This window comes from Thauera sp. 2A1, assembly GCF_009469595.2.
Classification (GTDB): domain Bacteria; phylum Pseudomonadota; class Gammaproteobacteria; order Burkholderiales; family Rhodocyclaceae; genus Thauera.
Genome location: NZ_SSXV01000004.1, coordinates 158,512 through 179,927 on the forward strand (window position 1 = coordinate 158,512; position 21,416 = coordinate 179,927).

20 protein-coding genes are annotated in these 21,416 nt (G+C 63.6%); 9 read left to right on the forward strand and 11 right to left on the reverse strand.

All coding sequences use genetic code 11. The features are described from left to right. Window positions 1-22 precede the first annotated feature (22 nt). The 7 genes from GH664_RS05645 to GH664_RS05675 are packed head-to-tail and all read right to left on the reverse strand — an operon-like array spanning window position 23 to window position 5,945. Window positions 23-772: a TIGR03747 family integrating conjugative element membrane protein gene (locus GH664_RS05645; RefSeq protein ID WP_086224256.1), complete on the reverse strand. Its 750-nt coding sequence runs from the start codon at window positions 770-772 to the stop codon at window positions 23-25. Next, a complete protein-coding gene (traD, locus tag GH664_RS05650; protein ID WP_153167119.1) occupies window positions 769-2,925 on the reverse strand; it encodes a type IV conjugative transfer system coupling protein TraD in 2,157 nt (718 codons plus the stop codon). Before traD ends, GH664_RS05645 begins: the two co-directional genes overlap by 4 nt. Window positions 2,926-2,933: 8 nt before the next feature. After that, on the reverse strand, window positions 2,934-3,467 hold the full coding sequence (locus tag GH664_RS05655) for an integrating conjugative element protein (RefSeq protein WP_153167120.1): 534 nt from the start codon (window positions 3,465-3,467) through the stop codon (window positions 2,934-2,936). Beyond that, window positions 3,464-4,084 (reverse strand): lytic transglycosylase domain-containing protein, encoded by a 621-nt coding sequence (locus GH664_RS05660; protein ID WP_153167121.1) that lies wholly within the window; start codon window positions 4,082-4,084, stop codon window positions 3,464-3,466. Before GH664_RS05660 ends, GH664_RS05655 begins: the two co-directional genes overlap by 4 nt. Then, window positions 4,069-4,788 (reverse strand): TIGR03759 family integrating conjugative element protein, encoded by a 720-nt coding sequence (locus GH664_RS05665; RefSeq protein ID WP_153167122.1) that lies wholly within the window; start codon window positions 4,786-4,788, stop codon window positions 4,069-4,071. The genes GH664_RS05660 and GH664_RS05665 overlap by 16 nt, the downstream gene beginning before the upstream one ends. 9 nt (window positions 4,789-4,797) lie before the next feature. Further along, entirely contained in the window at window positions 4,798-5,445 is a 648-nt protein-coding gene (locus GH664_RS05670; protein ID WP_153167123.1) for a hypothetical protein, read from the reverse strand. Next, on the reverse strand, window positions 5,442-5,945 hold the full coding sequence (locus GH664_RS05675; RefSeq protein WP_228111396.1) for a PilL N-terminal domain-containing protein: 504 nt from the start codon (window positions 5,943-5,945) through the stop codon (window positions 5,442-5,444). The genes GH664_RS05670 and GH664_RS05675 overlap by 4 nt, the downstream gene beginning before the upstream one ends. 375 nt (window positions 5,946-6,320) lie before the next feature. Between GH664_RS05675 and GH664_RS05680 the strand changes: the two genes are divergently transcribed. Genes GH664_RS05680 through GH664_RS05700 form a run of 5 tightly spaced genes read left to right on the forward strand, consistent with a single transcriptional unit; the run spans window position 6,321 to window position 12,157 of the window. Continuing rightward, window positions 6,321-6,686: an XRE family transcriptional regulator gene (locus tag GH664_RS05680; protein ID WP_023124346.1), complete on the forward strand. Its 366-nt coding sequence runs from the start codon at window positions 6,321-6,323 to the stop codon at window positions 6,684-6,686. After that, complete coding sequence (locus GH664_RS05685; protein ID WP_228111397.1) at window positions 6,652-7,590, forward strand: ABC-three component system protein; 939 nt, start codon at window positions 6,652-6,654, stop codon at window positions 7,588-7,590. The genes GH664_RS05680 and GH664_RS05685 overlap by 35 nt, the downstream gene beginning before the upstream one ends. After that, window positions 7,587-7,832: an ABC-three component system middle component 6 gene (locus GH664_RS05690; RefSeq protein ID WP_003294127.1), complete on the forward strand. Its 246-nt coding sequence runs from the start codon at window positions 7,587-7,589 to the stop codon at window positions 7,830-7,832. Before GH664_RS05685 ends, GH664_RS05690 begins: the two co-directional genes overlap by 4 nt. Further along, a complete protein-coding gene (locus tag GH664_RS05695) occupies window positions 7,829-9,592 on the forward strand; it encodes an ABC-three component system protein (protein WP_004255013.1) in 1,764 nt (587 codons plus the stop codon). Before GH664_RS05690 ends, GH664_RS05695 begins: the two co-directional genes overlap by 4 nt. Before the next feature lie 36 nt (window positions 9,593-9,628). After that, entirely contained in the window at window positions 9,629-12,157 is a 2,529-nt protein-coding gene (locus tag GH664_RS05700; protein ID WP_153167125.1) for a toll/interleukin-1 receptor domain-containing protein, read from the forward strand. Between the two features lie 165 nt (window positions 12,158-12,322). On the opposite strand, the gene GH664_RS05705 is transcribed toward GH664_RS05700, so the two are convergent. From GH664_RS05705 to GH664_RS05720, 4 genes are all read right to left on the reverse strand, one after another. After that, window positions 12,323-14,593, reverse strand: a complete 2,271-nt coding sequence (locus tag GH664_RS05705; protein WP_194270330.1) for a helicase-related protein — start codon at window positions 14,591-14,593, stop codon at window positions 12,323-12,325. 99 nt (window positions 14,594-14,692) lie between these two features. Then, a complete protein-coding gene (locus tag GH664_RS05710; protein ID WP_023124349.1) occupies window positions 14,693-14,998 on the reverse strand; it encodes a hypothetical protein in 306 nt (101 codons plus the stop codon). A 101-nt stretch (window positions 14,999-15,099) separates the two neighbouring features. Next, complete coding sequence (locus GH664_RS05715; RefSeq protein ID WP_034050601.1) at window positions 15,100-16,209, reverse strand: DUF6094 domain-containing protein; 1,110 nt, start codon at window positions 16,207-16,209, stop codon at window positions 15,100-15,102. Window positions 16,210-16,274: 65 nt separating this feature from the next. After that, window positions 16,275-16,925 (reverse strand): hypothetical protein, encoded by a 651-nt coding sequence (locus GH664_RS05720; protein WP_034050599.1) that lies wholly within the window; start codon window positions 16,923-16,925, stop codon window positions 16,275-16,277. A 507-nt stretch (window positions 16,926-17,432) separates the two neighbouring features. Between GH664_RS05720 and GH664_RS05725 the strand changes: the two genes are divergently transcribed. The 4 genes from GH664_RS05725 to istB all read left to right on the forward strand — a co-directional run bounded on the left by GH664_RS05725 (window position 17,433) and on the right by istB (window position 21,210). Then, window positions 17,433-18,686, forward strand: a complete 1,254-nt coding sequence (locus GH664_RS05725; RefSeq protein WP_034050597.1) for a site-specific integrase — start codon at window positions 17,433-17,435, stop codon at window positions 18,684-18,686. After that, a complete protein-coding gene (locus tag GH664_RS05730; RefSeq protein WP_153167127.1) occupies window positions 18,683-18,829 on the forward strand; it encodes a hypothetical protein in 147 nt (48 codons plus the stop codon). The genes GH664_RS05725 and GH664_RS05730 overlap by 4 nt, the downstream gene beginning before the upstream one ends. Before the next feature lie 82 nt (window positions 18,830-18,911). After that, entirely contained in the window at window positions 18,912-20,408 is a 1,497-nt protein-coding gene (istA, locus tag GH664_RS05735; protein WP_079390106.1) for an IS21 family transposase, read from the forward strand. Further along, entirely contained in the window at window positions 20,401-21,210 is an 810-nt protein-coding gene (gene istB, locus GH664_RS05740) for an IS21-like element helper ATPase IstB (RefSeq protein WP_034050595.1), read from the forward strand. Before istA ends, istB begins: the two co-directional genes overlap by 8 nt. Window positions 21,211-21,416: the final 206 nt, after the last annotated feature.

Below are 21,416 nucleotides of genomic sequence, written 5' to 3' on the forward strand. Positions count from 1 at the left end.
TTTATCTGGCGCAGGGCTGCAGCTACAGGTACTTCTTGAACGTTGCCGCCGCAATGCATACCGCCACGCCGAGCAGTGCGGCGCTGGGCAGAAGGATCAGCAGCGGGTTCACGCTGACCGGCAGTGCCAGGTAAGCTACCCACGGCAGCACGGCCAGCGGGATCAGGCTGGCCCTGGCGCGGTGATAGATGAACCCCGACTCGCGTCCCGCGCCGAAGCGGCGGATGTCCCGGCGCACCAGGCCGTCGACCAGCCCGACGAAGGCGGCCATCAGGAACAGCGGCAGGGTCAGGCACAGCACCAGCAGCCGCACGAGGAAGACCAGCGTCGTATAGGCCGCCGCGATCAGGTAGCTCTCCACGTTCACATAGACCAAGCCGATGTAGTAGCGGAAATCCTTGGTCGGACGATGGCTGCCGGCGCTGGCCTGCGCCGAGGCGTCGCGTATCCAGTCCAGCAGACCGCTTTTCACGAACAGCCAGTCGTAGCCCTGCTCGACCAGCCGGTGCGCGGTGCGCCCCGGCTCCTGCACCAGCGCGCTGCGGGTGAAATGCGTGGAAAGCTGATCCAGCTCGTAGTGCAGCATGCCCTGCGCGTGGCGCCAGCCCTGCTCGGGCCAGAAGAAGTGCATGCCGACGCATTCGATCAGGATGCACAGCAGCAGCGCGCCGCACAGCACGCCGAAGAAGCGGAACGGCAGCGTGACCAGGCTGGCGATCAGGCCTTGCTGTCGTTGCTGCTGGCGCTGTGCCGCGACGGCCGGATCGCTCATGCTTCGGCCTCTTCAGCCGCGGCCATCTGCTTGAAGTCGTCCAGCAGGTCGTCGGGCAGCGCCTTGTCCTGCAAGCCGGGGACGCCCTGGTTCTCCCACCAGTCTCCTGCCTCGACGTAGTGTTGCCGCATGTAGCCGGCCAGCTCCTGGAGATCCCTCGGCATGGCTTCGTCGGGGTCGGGTGCCGGCAGCGGCATGCGGACTTTCCAAAGGTTGCCGCCCTCGATCAGCGCGAAGCATTGTCCCTTGGGTAGGGCCACCACATGCGCCGGCTCGATCAACGGCACGCTGTTGCTGCTGATGCGGTCCTGGGTGTTGGAGGTGAACGCGGTATTGCCGTGCGGGTCGGAGCTGTCGGTGGCGCCGCTCATAAGTGCCGTGGCATACACCTCGACCTTGGGCAGTTGTCGCGTCAGCAGCTCGGCAGTGGCGGTCTCGCGCACGCGCAGCATGAACAGGTTGTTGAAGTTGCCGACCACCTGGCCGGCCTTGGCACGGTTGCCGATGCGCGCCTCGATGTCGCTCAAGGTCTGCGTGTAGGCCGTCACCTGCACGCCGGCACCGCCGCCCTTGTTGACCATCGGAATGAACTCGTCGCCCATGAGTTCATTGAATTCGTCGGCGTGGACGTTGATCGGAATCTTGGTGCCCGCCGCTGCGCCGGGTAGCCCGTCGTCGATGCCGAACTTGTAGATGTGACCGGCGACCGAGACCAGATCGCTGAACATCGAGTTGCCCACCGCCGCCGCGACCTCGGCGTCGGACAGCGCATCCAGCCCCACGTAGACCACCGCGCGTTTGCGGATGACCTGCATCCAGTCGAAGATCGGTCGCGGGTCGGACAGGTCGGAATAGTTCGGTGCGAGCAGTTGCGCGATCTTGCCGGTGGTGAGCTTCTCCAGCAGCGGCAGCAGCGAAGCGACGATCTTGTCGAAGTACGTCCGGTCGTAGCGCACGGCGCTGCGCAGACCGTCGAGCACGGGGTCATAGACGCGCACTTGGGACAGGTACTGTTCGAGGGCCACCACGCGCTTCTCGCGCCCGATCATGTTGCGCGGGATGTTCTTGTCGTTCAGCTTCGCTTCGAGCTGGACGATGACCTCCCAGGCCTTAGGCTCGCTTTTGGCGAAGTAGTGCTGGGCGTACTCGATGAACAGCGCGTCGATGTTGATGACGTGGCGCTGGATCAGCAGGTAGTCCGGCCGCTGCCCCAGCTCGACCAGGGCGCGGGCGATGATGTTGACGAAGCGCCAGGCGAATTCGCGGAACGCGGCGCTGTTGCCTTCGCCCGAGAGCTGTCCGGCGATGCGCGTGGCCACCTCGGAGATCCGCCCGAACCGGCCCACAGCGTTGTAGCGTGCTGAGATGTCGGGCCAGCCCAGATGAAACACGTAGAACTCGCCTTCGCGCCCGGCGCGCTTGGCCTCGACGTACATGCGCTTCAACAGGTCCGCATCGCCCTTGGGGTCGAAGACGATCACCACCTCGTGCTCGCCGCGGACCTTGCGGCGGATGTCCTGGGTGATGAACAGCTCGGCCAGCCGCGTCTTGCCCACGCGCGTGGTGCCCAGCACCAGGGAGTGGCCGACGCGCTCGCCCAGCGGCAGCGTGACGTCGACCTCATGCGGCTCGATGCCGTGCAGGCGCGGCAGCCCGCCGACCGGCGGCAGCGGCCGCGCCGGGTTGAGCGGGCTGTCCCAGGCCAGCGCGCGCGCCAGCGTCGAGACGGGAAACGGCGCGAACTCTAGCCGCTCCTCCAGCCGCCGGGCGGCCCGGTAGATCGCCGTCGGCTCGACATAGCGGCGGAACTCCGGCCGGTAGGTCTGCATCAGCCGGTGTGTGTGCCGCTGCTCCCAGCGAAAACCCCGGCCGACGAACAGCCGTTGCTGACTCACCGGCACGTCGCGGCTGGTCATCACGTAGCGCGGCAGACGGCGGATGTTGCGGCGATAGCGCAGGATCGCCCAGGCATCGCGCAGGCGAATCGCGCCGAAGGTCAGGAAGGCAAGCGCCGCGCCCAGGCCGAGCAGCGGGTTCAGCGCGAGCGACCACGGTGCCACCAGGCACAGAATCGCGGCGCCGGTGCAGACCGCCACGGTATAAAGCTCCACCGCTGGCCGCAGCAGAACCTCGACCGCATGCGGTTGGGCCATTTGCGCACCTACTGCTCGACGCCGGTGGACGTGATGAGCACCGGGTAGTGGCGCAGGCCCAGGCGCTGGGCCAGGTCGTCGCCGGAGGCCGGCGAGAGGGTCAGGCCGGGCGCCAGCCTGCGCAGCGCCGTCAGCGCGGCCATCGACTCCACGTTGACCACCAGGCCCACGGCCTGCAGCTCGCGCAGCGCGGCCTGCCGCTGCCGCAGCCAGGCGCGCGAACGCTCGTCGTCGCCGATCAGGAACAGCGCCGTCAGGCCCGGCGCCCGGATGACGCGGCGCTGCACCTCGCCCGGCGACAGTTGCGTCGAGCGCACCGGCAGCATGGCGGCTTCGGCGTCGGCCGCGTTGCCCACGCGAGGGGCCGGCATCGAGGCCGGCGGTGCGGCCTGATCCGGCTGAGGATTCAGCGACTGGTAGTACGGCAGCGCGGAGGTGCCGCCGCGGTCTTCGACGATGATCAGCGGCGCAGAGACGGTCTGGGCGAAGACGGCGGTCGTGGACAGCAGCCCGATGGCGGCGATGAGGACGATGTGGTTCATGGCGTGGTGGCCTGGAGGGTTGGAACGGGAACGCCGGGGTCGAGCACGCGGGTCAGGTGCCGATGCACACTGCGCCGGTAGCGCGCCGCGGGTGCCCCGCCGGCGGGCCGGTGGTAGCGGCCGATGGCAAGCAGCCAGTCCTCGCCCGGTGTGTGCTGTTCGCGCAGGATTTCCGCAGCGATGGCGAGGTTGCGGTACGGGTCCAGCAGCTCGCAGGGCTGCGTGTAGCGATGCGTGTGGTAGCCGAGATTGACCTGGCCGAGGCCGGCGTCAATGCGATTGGCCGGCGTGTGGGCGAGCGCACGGTGCAGCCCCGCGCAGGCCTCGGCGCGGGTGGCATAGCGCTGCGGCGTGCCGGCGACGTTGAGCGTCCACGGCCAGGGGATCAGACGCCCGCGCAGCATGGCGCCGCTCTCCTGCAAGGCCACCGCGTACAGCACCGCCGCCGGCACGTCTGCGCGATGCGCCGCCAGTCGATAGGCCGGCGGCGGCACTTCCCGCGCTAGGGCGGCCATCGCCCAGCCGCCGGTGGCGAGCAGCAGCACAGCGCTGGCGCAGCGGATGACGACGCGGGACGGCCGACGCTCCCGGCCCGGAGTACCTATTGCCGCTGCCATTGGCCGTTCACCTCGCGCACCACGGCCGGCAGCTCGCCGGGCAGGCCGAGCGACAGCCAGCGCCCCGCATCGTGGTTGAGCGTGATGGTGCGGGCGCGCACCCTGGCCGGGTCGATGCCCGCCTGGGTGGCCCACTGCCGGATGCGCGCGTCGTCCTGACGGCTGCCGACCATGTAGAGATCGAAGTCCGTGCCGGCCGCCTGCAATTGCTGCACGCGCTGCGCGCACGGTGCGCAGTCGGCCTTGACGAAGACCGCCAGGCGCCCGGAGCCGGTGTTGCCGGCACCCTGCGCCTTGGCGCCGGGCAGGCTCACGCGCGGCTGGCCGGGAAACAGGCGCTGCCACGCCGCGTCGTAGGCCCGCTGGTAGGCCAGCGTCTTGCCGACGCGCCGGGCCTCGGCCTGCACCTGCAGCTCGGCGTAGCGCCTGCGCTCCTCCTCGCTGCGGGCCTCGATGCCCAGCGTCGTGAGCGGATCGAGCTGGGGCGAATAGACCCCGAGCGGCCCCTGCATCAGTTGCCGGTAACGCGCCCACTCCTCGGAGCGAAGCCCCCACTCCCGCGCCTGCCTCTCGTCGAGCGCGGCATCAGCGCCCGGCTGCACTTGAACGGGCACCATGCGCGAGTTCGTCACCGGGGCCGGTTGGGCGGATGCGCCGAAAGTGGCGAACAGGACGACGGCAGCGAGCAACGGCCGCAGGTTCATGGCGACCTCCTACGGCACCGCAACGCGCTGCGTCTGGCCGTTCACCTGGAACACGCCCGCCTGCGCCTCGATGGACTGCAGTTGCCAGCCGCCCGCGGCGTCGCCCTCGCGCAGCAGCCGGGCGCCCGCGAGCGAGGCCGCGGCGGTGGAGGTGATCGACAGAAAGCGCTCGCCTCCCCGCAGCTCCACGCCGAGCACCCGGAACGGCGGCTCCGGCACCTTGGGCTTCGTCGCAACCGGAGTGCGCGGGCGAGCGGCGGATGCCACCTGCCGGGTTTTCTCCAGGCGGGTTTCGATTGCGTTCACGCGCGCCAGCAGCGTCTGCAGGTCGACGGCCAAGGCCCTCGCCTCATCGGCCTCTTCGAGGCGCGTCATCCGTTCGTCCAGCGCCTGCCGCGCGTTGGCGAATTCGGCCTGGCTGATCGGCACCGGCCGGCGCTTGTCCGCATTGGCCTGGTGTTCGAGATCGGCCACGCGCAGGCCCAGCGCCTTGACCTGCGCATCCTGTGCGCTGCTCTGGGTCTGTTCGGCGAGCCGAGACAGGCCGACGCTGTTGATGAGTGCCACGGCACTGATGAGCAGCAGCCAGAAGGCCGCGGCGATCTTGAGCCAGCGCGTGCGGGAATTGCGCTCGGATGGCGCCTGGGGAAAGGTCATGGCTGCATCTCCTCGGGCCGGTCGGCGTCCGGCGCGGGCGTGGCGGTGCCGGGCGGGTTGGCGGAAAGGAAGGTGGGAGCACCGTGCCGGCTGAAGCAGACCTGGCGGGTCAAGTCATCGACCGACAGCTCCCAGGCCGGGCCGGCAAGGGTCAGCAAGGCATCGCGCAGCATCAGCGGACCCAGGCGCAGGTGTGCGGCAGGCAGCGGCAGCGCGTAGAGCGTGGCGGCTTCGGTCGCATCGCAGAGCCGGTAGCCGGAGCGCAGCAACACGTGGCGCATGGCATCGCCCACAGTTGCGTCCGCCGTGGTGGGGATGGAGATGTCGATGACCTGCTGCAGCAGGTCACGCTGCGCGGCGTCGGGTACCAGCTCGATCAGCGTGTAGCGGCCGTAGCGGGCGATCAGGATCAGGCCCGGAGCAGGCTCGTCCGCAGGGCTTTCGATGATCCCTGCCTGTCCTTGCGGCTGTTCCGTGGTGGCGCAGCCGGCCGCCAACATAGCCCCAGCCGAAAGTAGACCGACAGTAGCCAGTCGGTGAACAATGGGGTGGAAAGGTGAAGATCGATGCATGATTCGGCTCCTGTAGCGGAGCCGACACCTTCGATGCGTGAGAAGTCGAAGGCAGCAAAGAAAGGGAACCGGCGCTCAACCATCTTCTTTCTAACCAACCAGATGATGCGCGCTATTTAATGATTAGCAATAGATGACGATTTGAGGCAGCCAGAGTGGATTGCCTACTTGAATCAGCCTCTTTCTTTGACTGCAATATAGCTTTCGGGCTATATTTCTCCGGCCGAGCTGGAGTCGATTGCATGGCTGGGTCGTGGCGGTTCTGTATCGCTGGTACCTCGATTCTGAATATGGGGAAATTTGATGGCTTTTACTCGTAACCGCGGATCAGGCGATCCGAACGAGCCGCCCAAGCCTATGGTTTCGCACGAGGTCGAAGGTTTGCGAGAGTTGCGGCAACTCGCCGGCAAGGGGCAAGCCGACATCGCATCTGCTCTGAACATCAAACAGCCATCGGTATCCAAGATCGAGAAGCAAACCGACATGTATCTCTCGACGTTACGCAGCTATGTCGAAGCCATCGGGGGGGAGCTGGAATTGACTGTCAAGCTGCCAGAACGGCCGGTGCTGCGCATCCATCATCTCGGTACAGTTTCGGCTGTCATGGCGGCAAAGCTGTCGACCCGGAGAAAAAATGACGAATCGTCGCCAAGGCGGCGCCATGGATGAACTGCAGCGATCCATCTACGTCGATCGGTTCCGTTTGGCGTTCCATACCCAGAAGGGTACCGCTTTTCAGGACTGGTTCGTGCGTCTGGCGGGCTACGCCTTCGGCCCCGATTTCGAGGAGGTTCGCCCCTATGGTCTTTATGGGGATCTGAAATGCGATGGACTTCGGATTAGCACGGGCTCGGTGTTCCAGTGCTATGCGCCCGAGGCGATGAAGGAAACCGAGCTTATCGCGAAGATCAATGGGGATTTCCATGGCGCCCGCGTGCATTGGGCCGACAACATGCAGGAATGGGTGCTCGTCCACAATGATGGCCGTGGCCTGCCGCCTAACGCCGTTCAGCATCTCGATGGCCTTCGCAATGCCTACGCGCCGCTCAAGATCGCGACTTGGTCCGAGCCAGAACTGCTCACGCTCGCCATGGGCCTTGATCTGTCTGCCCTTCAGGCCCTCTTTGGCCCCGCCGCCTCAATCGCCATTGTGGACCGGCTTGTCATGTCTGATCTGGTGCCAATTATCGAGGCGCTTCAACGGCAGGAACCTAATCCGGGTGATCCACCCCTGACACCGCCCTCGTCAGAGAAGCTGGAGAAGAATGCGCTCTCGGATGAGTCCGGTCTCTTTCTGCGAATTGGTCGTCGCAAATCTGCGCTCGCCGATGCCTTCTTCCGCAAGAGCCCGCGCCCCGATCTCGGTGAGCGCATCGCCGAAGCCTTCCGTCTGCGTTATGCGGAGTTGAAGGCGCTTGACCTGCCGGCCGACACGATCTTCAGGCATCTTCAGGACTATGCCGGATTCAATGGCGAGCCCAAGCGTCAGGGCGCAGCTCTAGCGGTTCTCGCGTATTTCTTCGATAGCTGCGACATCTTCGAAGACCCGATTGCTTCCGTGGAGGCGTCATGATTCTGCCGACGAAGCATGTTCGTTCCGACCGCGCACTCATTGGCGTCGGTGCAGAAGTCCTCGACATCCTTAAGCGGCCGCTGACTATGTCGCGGCTATGGGACGAGGTGCGTGGCCGTCGCTCCCTGCACGCGCCCAATGCCCCAATTGACTACCAGTGGTTCGTCCTGTCGCTGGACCTGCTCTACATGATCGGCGCGCTTGAGTTCGATCGCGGCTTGGTGCGGAGGACTCGGCCATGATCCGACGCTTTGGAAGCGATCTCGCTTCCTTCAAGGCGCTGAACTTCCAGCCCGGCTTGAACGTCCTGCTCGCCGACAAGAGCGAAGGTGCGAACGACCGACAGTCGAGAAACGGTGCAGGTAAGACCAGCTTTATCGAACTGGTGCATTTCCTGTTCGGAGCCGATGTGCGCAAGGAGAACATTTTCCGCTCGGAGGCGCTGGCACCTTGGACCTTCGACGTCACCGTCGACATCGCCGGCGAGACCGTATCGGCCGCCCGCAGTGGCACCAAGCCTAGCCGCATCCTCGTCAACGGGGCTGTGGAATCGTGGCCGATCGCGCCGCAATTTGATCAGCGCGCCGGATTGTTCGAACTATCCAACGAAAATTGGAAGGCCAATCTCGGGCATCTCTGGTTTGGCTTGCCCATCTCGGCCGGCGATGAGGTCGAGCGCTTCCAGCCGTCGTTCCGTTCGCTCTTCTCCTACTTTGTCAGGCGGCAAAATGGCGGCGGTTTCCAGCAGCCGATGCAGCATTCGACGATGCAGCAAAGCTGGGACCAGCAGGTCTCGATCTGCTATTTGCTCGGTCTCGATTGGAGCATTCCTGGCCGGTTCCAGGAACTGAGGGCGCAGGAAAAGGTCGCGCAGGAATTACGGAAGGCTGCCCGCAGCGGCGACCTCGGCCGCTTCTTCGGTAAGGCCGCCGATCTTCGGACACGGCTAACTATCGCCGAGGCCCACGCCAAACGACTCCGCAGCCAGCTCGAAACGTTTGAGGTTGTGCCTGAATACAAGGCACTTGAGCAGGAAGCCAATGAGATCACGCGCGACATCGACAGCCTGAACGTAGAGAACGTGATCGATGGCAATCTCCTGCAACAGCTTCGAGCATCGTTGGCCGACGAAGACGCGCCGGATCTGGGTGATGTAACGAAGCTCTATGCCGAAGCCGGTGTCGTCCTGCCCGATATGGTACGGCGGCGTTTTGATGAGGTCGAACTCTTCCATCGGGCCATCATCGAAAACCGGCGCGCGCATTTGAATGCCGAGATCGCCTCGGCAGAGGCACGGGTTGTCGAGCGGGATCAGAGGATCTCCGAGCGCGACCGTCGGCGCCGGCAGATCATGGGAGTCCTGCGTTCCGGCGGGGCACTTGAGCATTATGTGTCCTTGCGTGAGGAAGCCGGAAGGGCCGAGGCCGAGGTCGAAGGATTGCGCCAACGGCTTGAAACCGCCGAGCGGATAGAAAGCACAAAGGCCGAACTCGATATCAAGCGAGCCAATCTGACCAAGGCGCTCCGCGACGACATCCATGAACGTAGCGACATCACCCGCGAAGCGATCCTTGCGTTTGAGTCGCTATCGGAATCCCTGTACGAAAAGGCCGGTAGCCTGACGATTTCCGAAACTGGAGGTGGTCCGCAATTCGAGGTCCATATCGATGGACAGCGAAGCAAGGGCATCACCAACATGCAGATTTTCTGCTTCGATCTCATGTTGACTGAGATCAGTTTGAAGAATGGGCGCGGCCCCGGCTTCCTGATTCACGACAGTCATCTGTTCGACGGCGTCGATGAGCGTCAGGTCGCAAAGGCATTGCAACTTGGTGCTGAACGGGCGGAGGCGGCTGGTTTTCAATACATCGTCACGATGAACTCGGACGTGCTGCCACGTGAGGGGTTCAAGCCGGGCTTCGATATTCGCGCTCATGTCATGGACACGAAGCTGACTGATGCGACCGATACTGGAGGGTTGTTTGGTTTGCGCTTCGAGTAGCGTCCGCCATGCAGCCAAATATACTAAGATTAAAAAATGACAAAGTTCCCAAGAGCCTTTCTATCTCACGGACATGTTGACAAACATATAGTGAGAGAAGTTGCGCGCAATCTCGGGCGCGCAGCCGTCATTTACGACGAGTTCGAGTTTTCGGTTGGCGATGAATTCCGTGATGCCATCATCAAAGGCATCGATCGATCAGATGTATTTATTCTGTTTGCAAGCCGGGCCTCGCTCCAACGAGATTGGGTTAAATTAGAAATAGAACTCGCTTCCGAAGCGCTCATCAAGAATGCACTCAGTAAGGTGACAACCTATATCGTTGATCAGGAGCTAACCCACGACGCCCTTCCTGAATGGATGCGGGCAACGCTCATCAGGAAAGAGGCATCGCCGGGTCTGATCGCCACCGACATCCGGCGTATCATCAGTCAACGTCTTGGAGAGCGCATTCCGAGATACTTTGTCGGACGTAGGGCTGAGATCGAGCAATCGCTCGAAACCATATCAGGCTTCACAGATCCCAATTTCCGCCCGCCTCTAATCGTTTACGGCCTAAAGGGTATCGGCAGACGCTCGCTTGTCCAAGCGATTGCACGCGACAACCTATCCTTTTCCTCAATATTGCCAATTAACCTCCACGCGGGCGATCTCTTGCCTGAGACATCGATCCGCGTCGCCGAAGCGATTTCACCAGGGGGTATCTCCGACTTGGTGGCTTTTCTGAAGCAGCAAGAGCAAAAAGCGAAGGAGAACTTGGTCGACGAGATAACCTCTCTGTTGCGTCAGGCCTGCCAAGCGGGGACGTTGCCGATATTTGTCGACGAAGGCGCCCTAGCCGCCGAGAATGGCGTGATGAGACCCGAGTTCGATGCGCTGTACAACGCGATTTCGTCTGATCGGGATACTGACGCCATGATCGTTTCAAGCAGGAGGCTGTATCGACCTGCCGAAAACCCGTGCCCGTCCGTGCGCGTCCCCGAACTTGATCAAACATCAACGCAGAATCTGTTGCGTATTGCCGGACGCGACGTCGGCTTGGTATTCGATCGAACCGCGCTTACGGCAATCGCAACCTACGCTCGTGGCTATCCTCCCGCTGTACGATTTATTCTTGATGAGGCTCGGCTTCGCGGAATCCCGCAAGTCGTAACTGATCAACGTGCATTGGTGAATTTTAATGCCGAACAGTTTCTCCGGCACTTAAAGGAGAACAGATCGCTAACACCGAGCATGCAGACGATCCTGCAGATCCTATCAAGCTTCAGCCCTCTCCCACTTCAGGTCATTGTGGCGTACTGCGCGCAAACGTCACACGATACAAGCGATGATCTGAACTTCTTACTTGACCTCGCGTTTGTTATGCCTGCCGGAATGCACTATCGCATCTCAGAGCCCATCCGTGATGCAGCATACAGAGCATTTGGCGGACTTCGCGTCGATACCAGGAAAGTGGCCGAGCTTCTTGAAGCGTACCTGGCAGATGAGCCTGACGATGACGCACGACTTGATCTCGGGCAAACGATCTTCCGAGCCAACCTCCTTGCAGGAAGCCAGGCTGACTCTCGATTCGCGATTGGATTTGCCGCAGATCTGATCAACGTAGCAACTAGGAGCTATCACGATCAAGACTACGACCTCGCTATCAAGTACGGTTCGTCTGCCTTGGACGTGCGGCCCGATAGCGTTGATGTACGACGCTATGTCGCGCAAGCTCTCATTCGGAAAGAGCGATATGATGAAGCAGAGGAGCATATCAGCGAGCTGCTTCGCCTCGGTGAACTTAAGGAGGCGTACTACGTGCGGGGCTTCGCCGCGCGACGGAAGCGAGAGTATCCTGAAGCGATCGAGGCTTACAAGAAGAGTCTCGCCAATGGCCGCCGAGGCGTCGCCATCCACCGGGAACTGGCAAGCTGCTTTTTTGAAACGGGGGATCTTCCAGCCGCCGAAGAGTATATTCGTCAGGCCGAGCAGCAGTCTCCGCATAACCCATATGTAGTTGATTTGAAATGCACGATTGCGCTTAGGCTTGGCGATCTCCCTACTGCTGAGCGCGCCCTTGAGATCCTTGACCGCATTGATTCAAGTGGATTCGCTGAGCATCGCCGCTCTACCTTCGAACAAGCAAACGGGAGCCCTGAGGATGCACTACGCTTCGCCCGTATCGCTGACCAAAAGATAGCCCACCCTCCCTTTGAGGTTCTCGCCAATTTAGCGAACTGCGAGATCGAGGCAGGAGAGTGCGAAGGCGCTTTGACCACGCTCGGGCGACTTCAGAAACGATTTGGTGCCATCAACCACGACGCTCAGGTTGGGCTACGGTGCAAATACGAAATCCGATTTGGTGAGGTCGAAGCCGCTGAAGGACTCTGGAGTCGGCTTCGCGACACAAGTACGCCCGTTCACCGAGGCCTTCGACTGGCGATACTGAACCGCAAGCAAGCGCAGAGTGGACTGACGGTCGAAGAAGACGCCGAACGAACTCAGCTGATCGAGTATCAATCGGCGGCAGAGCTTGAGCGTAACATGCGGTTAATCGGCTCAATGATATCTCAATCTGAATAATGGGTTGGCGCTCACGGTCACTCGCGGCGGGTTCATATTGCTCAGAAATCTGCGCCGTGTGCACCTACTATTATTGCGCTGCGGCAAGGACGGTACGCCGTGCGAACACCAAAGGAACCCAGACAAGAAAAGCGGCCCCGAAGGGGCCGCCAAGTCCAGCACCGCTCAATGCACCAACTGCCGTGCCAGTGCCACCTCCACCGAGTCGCCGTCCTGGTTCAGGACATCGAGTCCGGATTCGGGCACATCGCCCGACGTGCTCTGCGACACCATGATCTTCCTGGCCATCAACCCCAGGCAGGTCATCTGCGAGGAATCGGCGTAGCCCAGGTAGATCACGCGCACCGGCTGCTTCTGGCCGATGCGCCAGGAGCGCCGGGCGGCCTGCTGCAACGAATACACGTTGTAGCCGGACTGGAGGAACACGATGGTCGGGAACTCCAGCAGGTCCAGGCCGGTTTTCACCAGCTCGGGATTGGTGATGAGCACGTCGATGCCACGGTCGAGCTGCTCGGCGATCCAGTCTTCCCGGCGGGAGGCATCCACGCTCGCGCGCAGTACCGCCACCTTGAAGCCTTCCTGCTCCAGCAGCACCTTCAAACGCGACGTGGTGTCGCGCGTGCCGGTGTAGACCGAATAGACCAGGGTCTTGCGACCTTCTGCCTTCTCTTGCTTGCAGATCTCGATCAGCTCGCGTTCCTTGGGCATCACCTCCAGCTCGTTGAACTGAGCCGGCACGAACGCCAAGGTGTTGCGCGTGCGCGGATGCACCACCGTTTCCGACCGGAAGCAGCAGTCCGGCCAGGCCAGCAGCACGTTGAGGACCACACCGAGCAGCGTCGTGTCGCGCTTCGCCAGGGCCTGCTTCAGCTCCTGGGTCAGCCGACCCGCCAGATCGCGGTAGGCCGCGGCTTGCGCCGTGTCCATCGCGACTTCGCGGAACTCCTCGTCGTAGGGCGGCAGGACGTTGCCACCGATGTCCTTCAACTTGAGGAAGACCGTGAACGGCAGGACGCAACGCAGCACGCCCTTGGGACCGAAACCCGGCGCCTTGACCGTGCGCACCGATACCTTGGTGCCCTTGGCTGTCTTGTGCGACGTGCCGGTGCTCTCGGAATAGATGTCCTTGAGCACCCCGTGATCGCGCATAAACGCCATCGCGGCCGACGTCATGCTGCCGCTCTTCGTCGGCCGGTAGCCGTCTTCGATCATCCGCCCCGGCAGGGCTCGGAACAGCAGGTGGAACAGGTCGTCGCCGTAGCCGCCCATCAGTGTGCCGGTGAGCAGCAGCGTCTTGCGCGCCTTGGCCGCCAACACCCCCATGGCCTGGCCCTGAGCGGAGCCGCCGTTCTTGTACTCGTGCGCCTCGTCGGCGATGAGCAGGTCGAACGTACCTTGGGGAAGCTGCCTCTTGATGAACTCGGACGGCTGGTAGCCGCCCTCGCCGAAGCCGAACTCCATGTTGGCCATCGCGCGTTCCATCCGGTGAGCTTGCCGATCCGAGAAGACCAACTCGCCGCGGTCGTCCATCAGGTTGATGAACTCGTGGATGTTGTCCCCGAGCATCGACGCGAGGAAGGCGTCGCCGAACTTCTGCATCAGCTTCTGCGCGGTGACTTCCCCGATGGTTGGAATACGCTTCAGTGCCTTGAGCACGGTCGAGGACTGGTCGCTGGCGGACAGACCTCTGGGACGGATCAACGACCACAGCGGTGCACGGCAGTGGCTGCACTTGCGGCGGGACTCCTCGGCTTCCAGCTCAACCGGGTTGATCGGCTCGCCGTCGAGGTCGGTGATGACATGCCCGCAATCCGGGCAGGCCCCCACGTCGCCGTGAGGCGTGCGCCGCCGAACGAAGGCAGGTTTCCAGTGGAACCCCATCCGCATCCGCACGCGGCCCAGGACGAAGAACTCCTGGCCCTGAGCCGGCACGCCCAACTGCTCGCGCAGTTTCAGCAGCTTGACCAGCGTGTCCGGGCCATTGAGCACCCAGACCTTGGCGCCGGCCACCGTCTCCTGGATTTCGCGCCGCCACTTGTAGACCAGGTGGGGTGGCGAGAGCACCAGGGTGCGGCGGTAGCCTTCGGCATTGAGCACGGCGGCGGTGGCAATACCCACCGTCGTCTTGCCGCAGCCCATCTCGCCATTGACGATCGCGGCGCGTTCGCCACGATCGACCAAAAGCTCGGTGACGGCGTGGACCACATCGGCTTGCGCCGGGAACAGCTTGCGCTTGAGCGCGGCGAGGATCAGTTGCCGATGCACCCGCACCTGGCCGGTGTAGACCGGAGGATTGGCGCGGTTGAGCGAATCGAGCAGCTCGTCGCCGAACTCCGATACGAAGTCCTGCAGGCTGAGGGTGAGGGGTGAAGCGGCCGTTTCGAGCAGGTCGCCCTGCATAGCGGTTTCGGGAACGGTTTCGAGATTGAGGGACATGGTGATGCTCCAAAGCAATGGGGCATGCACCTCCCCAACGGGGCGGTGACATGCCCCTGGGTCGGAAGAAAGAAGCGGCGCGAGGCCGCTGGATGCGGATCAGTATTCGCTGGGCAACAGCAGTGTGGTGACGCTGCGATCCCATTCGGTGATGATCCAGAGCTTCAGGTCGCGCGTGACCTGGTAGGACGAGAACAGACGATCCTCACCGGACTTCAGCGCGGCGTCGTTCTGCCGTCGATCGCTGTCGTCCAGGTCGCCCCAATCGCCATGAAGATGGCGGCGCAGGTACGGCGAGGGGTTGAGCCGGCCCTGTCGGACCAGCTCGTCGACGCCGGCGGTCATGACCACCTGCCCTGGCGAAAAGCGTGCTTGTGACGCGAGGTTGAGGACTGCGAGTGCCATGGTGGTTTCTCCTTCTGGAAGAAGGGGCCACGGCACCCCATCGGGGCGACATGACCCCGGTGGGTGGATGAAAGCGACGGCGAACCGTCAGGGAACAGCGATCAGCGGATGGTCAGCACTTCGCCCCACGTGGGCGAGCCCAGCGTCAAATCCCATGCACGAATGACCGGCACGAACTTGTCGGTGAGGATGCGCGTCTCGGCCACGGAGCCGTCGTCGCGTTCGGTGTACTCCGTCTGGAGGGTCTTCTCCTTGTGGGTATCACCTTTGACGACGAGCACGCGCCCGCTCTTGGACGTCACCACGCCGGAGATCGCGCCTGCGGCCAGGGCCAGGGCGAGATGCCAGTGCGACAAGGCCCGCGCGGGCGGACGCAGCGACTGCTGCGCGGCGCCCAGGTGGGTATCGAGCGCCGGCCAGAGTCCTTGCAGCCGGCCGACTTCATCGGCGAACTGCTCGGGCTCCATCGTCACGCGATAGAAGTGCTCCGGCTCGGCCGGGCTGGCAGGGACGGTGTACGGCAGGAACGGCCATTCAAGCGGCAGCTCCTCGGCTTCGGCGTCGCCCTGTCCGATCTGCAGCAGCAGACCACGTATGGCCTTGACCGACTCCGACGCCTGGTCGCGCTGACGAATCCTGCGACCGAAGATCACCACCTGCTTGAACTGCGTTTCCACCGCACGGTAGATGCGCAGGTCGGCGAAGTGGCGCGTCAGCCATCCGACCAGCTCGGCGTCGAGCACGTAGGACGGCACGATGAAGATCAGCACGCCGCCGTACTGCAGCAGCGGCAGCGCGCGCTGATAGAACAGCTTTTCCAGCCGCGCACGGCCCTGGCCCTGATAGCCGATGTTGCCGTTCACGTCCTTGCTCAGGTCGCCATACGGCGGGTTCAGCCACAGCAGCCCGAAGGACTGGCGCGAGATCAGCGTGTCCATCAGGTCACCGTGGATGCAGCGATCGACCAGTTGCCGTGCGTGGCGGGCACGCTCGGCGTCGTACTCGACGGCGAAGGCCTGGACCTGCTCGCGCCCGAGGGCGTGGGCGGCTTCGGCAATCGCCACGCCTTCGCCGGCGCAGGGATCGAGGATGCACATCGGCCCGTCGGCGGGCGCCAGTGCGGCGAGCGCTCTTTCGAGCGTGGGTTCATCCGTGGGGAAGTAGCCGTTACGAATGAAATTGCGCGCCAGGCGCGGAAACATGAGTGTCATGGATTTCTCCTGGTGATGGATGAGGGAAGGCGGGCACGCGCGGCGCGCATGCCCGTGGGGATGGCTCACGCCACACGCCGAAGCGGTGCGTTCGCGGCCAGTTCGTACTGCGTGGCGCCGAGGGTGCCGTTGCGGATCAGCTCGCCCAACGCCTTCGTCAGCGCCGGGACATCGAGGGCCAGCCGATGGCCTTCCAGCGGCCCGAGGGCCAAGGGAAGACCGGTCAGCATCCGCCGTGTCTGCAACAGCTCCAGCACGGTGTCGCGCCAGTGGTCGAGCAGTGGCAGCGGGCAGGTGTCCTGCACCAGCGTCCACAGCCGGTCGAGCCGGTGAGCGGAATCCCTGGGCAGAAGCGCCAGCGCGCTGGCGTTGGCCTTGTCTGGCTTCACGCAGCGACGATCGAACAGCCACACATTCGTCAGCGAACCGAACAGCGTTCGCCGATAGGCGCGGGTGATGCGCTTTTCCAGGTTCTCGACGTTGCCGACGAAGACCGGGATGGATGCGTCCTGCTCGGTGATGACGTGGAACTGATCCAGTCCCTGTTCATCCCGGCCGAGGGTCAGACGGGCGAGGAATTCCTGGACCGCAGTGTCACGTGCCCAGATGGAGAGAAAGATCAGGTTGCCGTTCTCGTCACCGATGCAGCCGTCGGCCATCAGGTCGGGGCATTCGTCGATGCGATGCAGCGTCTTGGAAGGATGGGTGGCAGGCATGGTGTTGTCCTCGAATGAATCGGAGGCAGCACAGCCCGCCGGGGCTGTGACTGCCCCAGGGGTGGAAGAAAGCGCCGGGAACGGCTTGGCGAAGAGAAAGACCTGTGCGTCGCAACACACCGTAGCCTTGAAGGTCTTGGCTACCTGGGCATGCTGTCGGCAACGCCGACGGACATGAGGGCAGATTGCTTCAGGTGATCAATGAGCCGTAGCGAAAAACCGCTTTGCAGTGTGCCCTTGTTTGCCCGCTTGGCCCCGATGCCCTGAGGAGGGCGGTGGCCAGCAATACCCTCCCTTCAGTTCCCTGTAGCACGGTTCGGCAACCCGGGCGAGACGAAGGCAGACTTCGGCCATTATGCTCAGATCCCAGTTATGAACAGTCGGCTTACGTCGATGCTGGGGATGGCCCGGCGTAGCTTGTGATCTGACGCGTCGACGAACCCGGGGCTGGACATAATTCCGGCGCTGGCGCAGCACGGCAACTCCTCTTCTGGATAGGAGTTTGCCATGCCCAAGATCCCTTCCCTGCATGCGGTGCTGCAAGGCTGGTTGCTCGACGGTCCGCTGGCTGCGTATGTGCCGGTCTACGTCGAACGGCTGGAGCGCGGTCGCTACGCATCCAGCACGAGCCGGCGATGGCTGAACGCCGTCGCGCACTTCGCACACTGGATGTCGCTGTGCCGGTTGCCGGTCGACAGGCTCGACGAGAGCCGCATCGATCAGTTTCTCCAGGATCACCTGCCGTACTGTGGTTGCAGAGCGCCAGTGATGCGCCATCCGCGCGAGGTACATGCGGCTTTGATGCCCCTGCTGGCCATCCTTCGCCAGCGCGGCGTGATCGCGGACTTGCCGACACCGTCGGGTCCGATCGCCGAAGAGCTGAGCCGCTACGACGCATACATGCTCGACACCCGTGGGCTGGCCAGCGGCACCCGCTCGGTCCGACTACGGATCATCGAGCGGCTGCTGGTGCACAAGTTCGCGGGCCATCCTCTGTATCTGCAAGAGCTGCAGCCGCAGGACATCCGCCGCTTCGTCGCCGAGCAGTTGGAGTTGCGCAACACGATCAGCAACGCGGTGACCATCAACGCCGCCTTGCGTGGCTATCTGCGCTGGCGGGCTATGTGCGGTGATTCGGTGCAAGCCTTGCTGGGCGTGATCGCTTCACCTGCCAACTGGACGCATGCGTCGCTGCCACGCGCGCTTCAGTCTCGCGAGGTCGGCCGTGTCCTGAATTCGTTCACCCCGGCGCTGCGCTCGCCCAAGCGCGGCTATGCGATCGTCCGTCTGGCCCTCGATCTGGGCCTTCGCTGTATCGAGATCAACCGGCTACAACTGGACGACATCGATTGGCAGCACGGCACGCTCACGCTGAGGCGGACGAAGTCTCGCCGCCAGGATGTGCTGCCACTGCCAGTCCCCACGGGCAAGGCGCTGGAGGCGTACCTGCGGCTTGAGCGTCCGCGCACCAGCAACCGATCCGTGTTCGTGCGTTGCTTGGCGCCACACGATGCACCGGTCAGCGTGGATGCCATCCATCGGGTGATCCGCGACGCCTTCAGCCGTGCCGGTATCCCGCATGGCCGGGCGCACGCCCTGCGCCACACCTTGGCCTGTCGCCTGGTCAACAGCGGCGGCTCGATCAAGGAAGTCGCCGACGTGCTGCGGCACCGCTCGCTGAACACTTCGCTCATCTACGCGAAGACCGATCGCGCTGGCTTGGCCGAAGTCGCCTTGCCCTGGCCAGGGAGCCCAGCATGAGCGCCCACCTATCCCTTCCCGAGCGGATCGAGACGTATCTGGCCGAGCGCCGTCGCCTCGGGTTCGAACTTCAGCACATGGGTCAGGCGCTCGTCCGGTTCGCACGCTATGTTGTTGGCGCCGGCCGAAAACTGACCATCTGACGGGGTGAATTCCGGCTGAAGACTGACCAGGGTGTTTAACCTCTCTGCCTCATTTTGAGGCAGAGGACATGAGGTGATCACCATGGAACTGTTGGGGAAGGTCAGACGGATGCATTACCGGGACGGGCTGTCCCGTTCGGAGATTGCGCGGCGCACGGGGCTGTCGCGCAACACGGTGAAGAAGTGGCTGACGGCCCCTGAGGCCGTTGAGCCGCGTTATCGGCGCGTGCAAGCACCGGGCAAGTTGGACCCCTTCCACGGTGCGCTGTTGCAGGCGCTGGAAGCCGATGCGCGGCGCCCGAAGCGCGACCGGCGTACGGCGAAGGCGCTTTACGCGGAACTGAAATCGCAGGGCTATGCCGGCGGTTACACGGTCCTGACCGATTTCATCCGCCACTGGCGTGTGCAGGCGGGCGCGAACGCGCCGACGCGCGCCTTTGTGCCGCTGAGGTTCGAGCTGGGCGAAGCGTTCCAGTTCGACTGGAGCGAAGAGCGGCTGGTGATCGGCGGGGTCTGGCGGAAGCTTCTGGTGGCGCACCTGAAGTTGTGTGCGAGCCGAGCCTTCGTGCTGATCGCCTACCCGAGCCAAAGTCACGAGATGCTGTTCGACGCCCACACACGCAGTTTCCAGGCGCTGGGCGGGATTCCCCGGCGCGGCATCTACGACAACATGAAGACGGCGGTCGACAAGGTCAAGAAGGGTAAGGGCCGGGTGGTCAATGCACGCTTCTCGGCGCTGTGCTCGCACTACCTGTTCGATCCGGACTTCTGCAACGTCGCCTCGGGATGGGAGAAAGGTGTCGTCGAGAAGAACGTGCAGGACAGCCGGCGGCGGATCTGGCTGGAGGCCGGCACGTTGCGCTTTGGCAGCTTTGCTGAGCTGAACGCCTGGCTGCTGGCCCGTTGCCAGGCCCTGTGGCAGGAAGTGCGTCATCCCGAGTACGCGTTGTCGGTGGCCGAGATGCTCGAACACGAGCAACCGCACCTGATGCCGATGGTGTCTGCATTCGATGGGTATGTCGAAGAGCCGGGCCGCGTGTCGAGCACCTGTCTGGTGACGGCCGCCCGCAACCACTACTCGGTGCCGTGCGAGCTGGCGGGCAAGCTGATCAGCAAGCGGTTCTATCCGGAGCGCATCGAGATCGTGTTCGACGAGGTCGTGATGGCAAGTCACCCGCGCCTGTTCGAGCGGGGGCAAACCCGCTACGACTGGCGCCACTACCTGCCGCTGGTGGAGCGCAAGCCCGGGGTGTTGAGGAACGGGGCGCCGTTTGCCGAGATGCCCGAGCCGCTGGTGCGGCTGCAACGCCTGCTGCTGCGGCGCGAAGGCGGTGACCGGGTGATGAGCCAGATGCTCGCGGTGGTGCCCAAGGCCGGGCTCGACACGGTGCTCGTCGCCGTCGAGTTGGTGCTCGAATCGGGCGTGGTCAGTGTGGAGCATGTGCTCAATGTCATCGCCCGGCTCAACCAGGCGCCGTTGCCCGAATCGGTGCCGACCACGCTGCAGGTCAAGGAGGCGCCGGTGGCCGACACCGGTCGCTACGACCGCCTGCGTACCCAGGAGGCTGATCATGCGTGAGCTCGGCGCCGAACTGAAAGCCTTGCGTCTATATGGCATGGCCAGCACCTGGGCCGAGTTGAGCGCCAATGGCGGTGACGTCGGGCTCCAGAGCGCGCGCTGGCTCATCGAGCGCTTGTTGGAGGCCGAATCCACCGACCGCGCCATGCGCTCGGTCCGCTACCAGATGTCGGCCGCCCGCTTCCCCGTTCATCGGGATCTGGCGGGTTTCGACTTCGGGCAGTCGTGCGTTGAGCGCAAGCTCATCACAGCACTGGCCGATCTGTCGTTTACCGACCAGGCGCACAACGTCGTCTTCATCGGCGGGCCGGGCACGGGCAAGACCCATCTGGCAACGGCGCTGGGCGTCTCAGGGATTACGCGTCATGGCCGGCGAGTGCGCTTTTACTCGACAGTCGATCTGGTCAATGCGCTCGAACAGGAGAAGGCCGCTGGCAAAGCCGGGCGGCTTGCGCTGTCGCTGCGCAGCATGGACCTGGTCATCCTCGATGAGCTGGGCTATCTCCCCTTCAGCCAAGCCGGCGGCGCCTTGCTCTTCCACCTGCTCTCCAAGCTCTACGAACACACCAGCGTGATGATCACGACCAATCTGACCTTCGGGGAATGGGCCAGCGTGTTCGGCGACGCCAAGATGACGACGGCGCTGCTGGACCGGCTGACGCATCACTGCCACATCGTGGAGACCGGTAACGAGTCGTGGCGCTTCCAGCACAGCAGCGCGGCCGCCAAGTCCCGCATCCAGTCGAGGGAGAAGAGCAAGCGGGTTTCAGCGTCTGATAGCGACGAGGCTGACCCGTTCTGAGCCGGCGCGACGCGGGGGAATCTGCTTCGGGCTACGCCCTTCGCAGATTCCCCCGCGTCGCCTCTCCCTCGCTCGACAGCAAGCACACAGGAGGGCAAACAGGACCGCGAATCCGATACACTTATCCACAGCTGCAGCAATGACGAGCAGCTATCGCCCCTGGTCAAAATTCAACCGGTACACCTGATCAATATTGGACCGGCGCC